Here is a 4,828-nt window from a genome sequence, read left to right as displayed (position 1 = left end):
GTTGCGTGTGGCATCAATCGAAACATTGCTCTCAGCTTGCAAGAGAAGTTTATCCGTTGCTTGAACATCAGAGCCTAGAATATTCAAATCTTGTCCAGAGAGAAGTGTCGTTGAGCCACCAGAGTTGACTTCTGATTTATGATGCATGGTGGCATCACCCTGTTCATCATGGTAATGGGTTTCTGCTGAACCGATCGTCAAGTTACCTTGTTCTGTAGCCATGGCAAGATCACCTCCGGTAGTGATCCCCACCCCGGAGGCTGTGATATTTTGTTTAGCAATCACCGTTGCATTACCACCAGCAGAAAGCGCCTCGGTGTTTAATACGGTCTCCACGCCGTCAACCGTTGTGCGCCCTGCATCCAAACGAATATTCTTCTCCGCAAGGAGAACAGCATCCCCACCCGCCGCAAAATGCCCTCCTTGACTGAGGATATCCCCGCCATGCACATGCAATTGGTGGTTTGCCGCAATACACCCTGAATTGGTTATTGTGGAATTGCTTGTATTTTGGCTGGTGATATTGACATCATCGCCCATGATCAAAGCCCCAGCAGAAACAAAGGAGGCTCTGTCTTTTTCAGGGATGTAAAGCACCGGTGCGTAAACATCCATGCCCTTGACCTGTTGGCGCACATAAATCACCATCGGGGCTTCTAGGGACGCCAATTGTTCTTCACTCAAAGCCTCACCAAAGGGGAGATTGTGTGCTTTTGCATATTCTGCCCCGACATCCAGCAAGGTTTTGACTTGTTCAATGGCATCACTTCCAGGAATAAAGGAGCCTTTACCCAAACCTTGACCAACCAGATCACGCATTTGTTTTTCAATCAGCTGCTTTTCGAAATAAGCATCGCCTAAGAAAAAAATCTCCCGATCAGGATTGTAGCCAATTCTGTTCAAATAATAGGCTGAACCATAAAACTTGCCGACATCAAGAAATTCTGCCCGCGTTTCATAAATGAAATTTTGATTGGGTAGCGTGCCCCCAACCCCACCCGATTGGGGCTTTGGTAAAGGAAGCCCCTCAGCAAGTTCCCCCGCATTATTGAGATCCACTTTTGGTGTAAAGAGAGCATCAACCCCGGTTAAACCACTTAAGGACTCCAGTGGTTTACGTTCAGCTGCTTGTGCTTTAAAATGCGCATCCCCTGTAATCGAACCTTCCGCTGCCGTGTTATTGAGTTGATCGACCACCAAATTCAACGTGCCACCCGCTTGGACAAGACCAGGAGCTGCATCAAGAGCTTCTGAACCAGTATGGCGATCCTTGCCATCGGCTATATCTAAAGAAACATCGCGGCTTCCATCAGCTTTATAGCCATAACAATAACCATCCTGCGTATTGGCATTACAACCCAGATAAGTTTTTTTATAAGCCGTTGCACCTAAATTGGTCAGCACATTGGCGTGGATATCGGCATTACCCCCTGCTTCTATAGAGCTATAATGGTTGTCAATGGTATCAGCGTTAATGATGAGATTGCCACTAGATTGTATTACCCCCGAAACTGGTTTATGAGAAAAACCTTGCGTGACAGTCTTTTCTGTCATGTGTGACCAGTCTTCGTTTGGGGATAAGAACCCCCATCTATCACCATTCCATCGATAGCGTTTTACGGACTTTTGATCATAGACAGGCTTAAATTCCCAAGTAAATGCCTTATAGACTGTTCCATCGCTTGAAATTGCGGTGCCATAGGTTTCTTCTTTGCTCGACCAAAGAGGAACATCCAAGAAAATTCTTACGTGCCCGTCAAAAGGTCCGGTATGACTTTGATGTTCGTGTCCCTTTCCCCAAAGGTTGGGACCATCTTGATATAACATCCCATCACTGAGCCTATCAGAACCCTTTGGTCTTTGGAAAGAAATATCGCTATATTCCGTTTTTTCCGTGATGACAGGCGTGCTATCGGCTTCGTTTTTTAGGGTGTTGGTTTGGATATTTAAGTTTCCACCAGCTTGAATAAAGCCTGCTTTGTTCACAAGCGAAAGGCTTTTTCCGCTGCCATCTGCATTGGTGAAAGATAAATCACCTTCTGTCATTATGGTGCCAAAATCATTGAGCAAAGCACCATCAACTTGTAAAGCACCATTGCCCTTCACATAAATTAAGCCCGTTTTGTTGTTGGTCACATTGCCCGTCACGCTAAAGACTAAATCCTGCCCCGATGCCAATTGACCGCTATTTCCAAGCTCCCCCGTTTTGATCACGAAATCTCGTGCTGCTAAAACCGACGTTGTCTCATCAACCATAACGCTTGGGGCAACAAAAAGAATATCTCCAGTCCCTCCCTGATCTGTCACGGCTTGTAGCCGCGCATGGTGAATCTCAAGGGCATTGGTGCTTTGAAAGTCTAAACCGCCATAAGCCAATTCGCTCTCTGAGACATCAATATGATCTGCAATTAAATACAGCGTTTGCGGCGTGTAAATATGAGAACGATTATTGCTTAAATCGAGAGTGTTTGCTGTCAATCTCACATCCCCCTCAGCAGACAACACATTCTCAACACTGATCTCTCCAGATACCGATGTCAATGTTGCGCTGCCATAGCCCATGACCTGATCATAATAGATGTCGTTGCCTGCAAAAATTTCAATATTGCCACCACTGGCAATCTGACCAACCTTCACCCCTTCTTTTGCTGTAATCAAAAGAAAACCGTTTTTATCTAAAACAAGATCCCCTGAACCGCCCGTAGAAACGACACCTGTCATCAGTGTGCCAGCATCAAGGCTGCCAACCTTTAAAACAGCTTTTTCACCCGTCATCAGCGAAGAAAAGTCAACCGCCCCACCCTCAATATTTGCCTTACCATAGGCTAAAAGTTGTCTAAAATGAACGGGGGCATTTGTTTCTGGTTGTGCTTGAATGGCAACATTTTGATGCGACAGAATTGTTTGAGAAACAGATAGCCCATTATGAGAAACCAGGGTGATATCTCCTGCCCCATAAACACTTTCAGCGACAATCGCACCTTGACTGCTCTGGAGATCAACATCCCCTTGGGTGCCAAGAACAACAACACCAGCAGCACCCGTTGCCGCCATATCAACCCCACCGGCTAAAAGCTGCGCCTGTATATCACCACCGGCATGCGCCTTGAGGTTCCCTTGCGCTAAAACAATCCCCTCAAGCTTCAAGTCTCCGCCCGCTTCAAGAGCCATATCAGCACCTGACCCTAGCCCTGAAACTTGAAGTGTCTGGCGCGAAGAAAGCTCCATATTGCCCCCAGAGGTTGCCTTACCGGCAATCGATAAAAGCCCATCCTGCGCCTCTATCTTCAAATGACCATCAGCACCAACCGTTTCTAACGTCACATCCTTATGGGCGGCAATATCAATATGCTTTTTCGAGGTGATGTGCTTTGCCAATACGCTCTGGCTTTTCGATTTGAGGACAACGCCCCCATGACCAAAAACATTCTTCAACGAGATTTTCCCGTCAGCAGAAAGATGCAACTGCCCCGCATTGGCTGCCATATCATGGCGCATACGAACCCCAACACCTTTTTCTGTTGCCACAAGTTTAATCTGATCCGCTTGTAGAGCCCCCAAAGCAGAACCATCTATCGCATATTCCGGTTTACCAGTAATATCAGTTAGCTCTTTCATCTCACGAGAAGCATAATCAAAGTGACCCGTCCCTGCTGTCACACCAATTTCTCTGCCCGCAACAGCTCCTTCAAAATGCACCGTGCGTGAGACAATATCGACAATATCAACAGCCCCTTGGCCAGAGAAAAAATTGGCTCCCTTGGCGCCAAAGGTGATATCCCCACCTCGCACCTCAAAGCCTTTCAAAAAACCGCTCGCATCAATTTCGGGAACACCTGTAGTTAAAGTCGCATGGGGTGTATTGATAAAGCCACAACCATCACAGCTTATCCCATTGGGATTGGCTATAATCACATCGGCGGGGCTCCCAAAAACCTCTCCTGGACCATGAAGCGCACTGCGCTTGCTGCTGGTCACTTCATTTAAAATCACTTTCGCCGAACCCGTGAGGCGCAAATGCGGATTGCCCGGCATAATGCCCCCCAACTGCGATTGCCCCACTTCTTGCGCATGATTGTTCCAAATCACACCTGGATTTCCAATATTAAAATCGTTATATTTATTGTGTGATAAGCCCTTGCCATTGGGGGTAACAATATCAATCGAGGGAACCCCATTAGGCGCTGCTACTATATCTGGGCGATGGGCGGCATTCGCGTTAGGATCCACAGTAATTTGTGCCTGTAACGCTGAAGGGGCTAACAAACAAGAAAAACCAAGTCCCCCAAATAAAACCTTTTTGAGCATCGTACTGGAGACCAAAACACCTAATAAAGCTACTCTTTCTGCTCTCTTCTCATATCTCATACTTTAACTCCCCAATAAAAAACGCTTAAAGTTCCATTGTTAATGTCATAAAAAATGTTCCTGATTTTTTGTGCTTAACTGTGCTCCAAAAAATACTGGAATAACTAGCATCAAGAGAGACCATGCCTCCCGCAAGCTTGACACCCGCTGTCCAACCGGCAAGCTGGTCACTCTTAATCCCATACAAGGGTTGTGCAAAAACACGCCCATAATCCAAACCAACATAAGGGCGAAGTTCTCCAAAAACCTTTTTGAAGGTCGTGTGATTGCTCCACGGAATGGTGCGTAGCAACAAATCATTCCGGCTAAAAAAACCGTTATTGCCAAAAAGCAAACTCTCACGCGTGCCACGAACATTGGAAGCGCCCCCCAACGAAATCTGTTCAGCACCCAATAAATTATGCGGTGAATATTGACCACTCAAAAGATTGCTCAGTATAAAGTCCAAGCCCCCTACCTT

The 4,828-nt window shown here is 46.4% G+C and carries 2 protein-coding genes; both read right to left on the bottom strand.

Annotated features, from left to right (window positions below):
- A partial coding sequence (locus ACFIJZ_RS09225; RefSeq protein WP_375631830.1) for a filamentous hemagglutinin N-terminal domain-containing protein occupies positions 1-4,368 on the bottom strand: 4,368 nt, incomplete at its 3' end.
- Positions 4,369-4,393: 25 nt separating this feature from the next.
- A partial coding sequence (locus ACFIJZ_RS09220; RefSeq protein WP_375631828.1) for a ShlB/FhaC/HecB family hemolysin secretion/activation protein occupies positions 4,394-4,828 on the bottom strand: 435 nt, incomplete at its 5' end.

This window comes from Bartonella sp. CL70QHWL, from assembly GCF_042194855.1.
In the GTDB taxonomy this organism is placed as follows: domain Bacteria; phylum Pseudomonadota; class Alphaproteobacteria; order Rhizobiales; family Rhizobiaceae; genus Bartonella.
The sequence above is the reverse complement of the archived record's forward strand: the minus strand, read 5'-3'. Positions and strand labels throughout refer to the sequence as shown.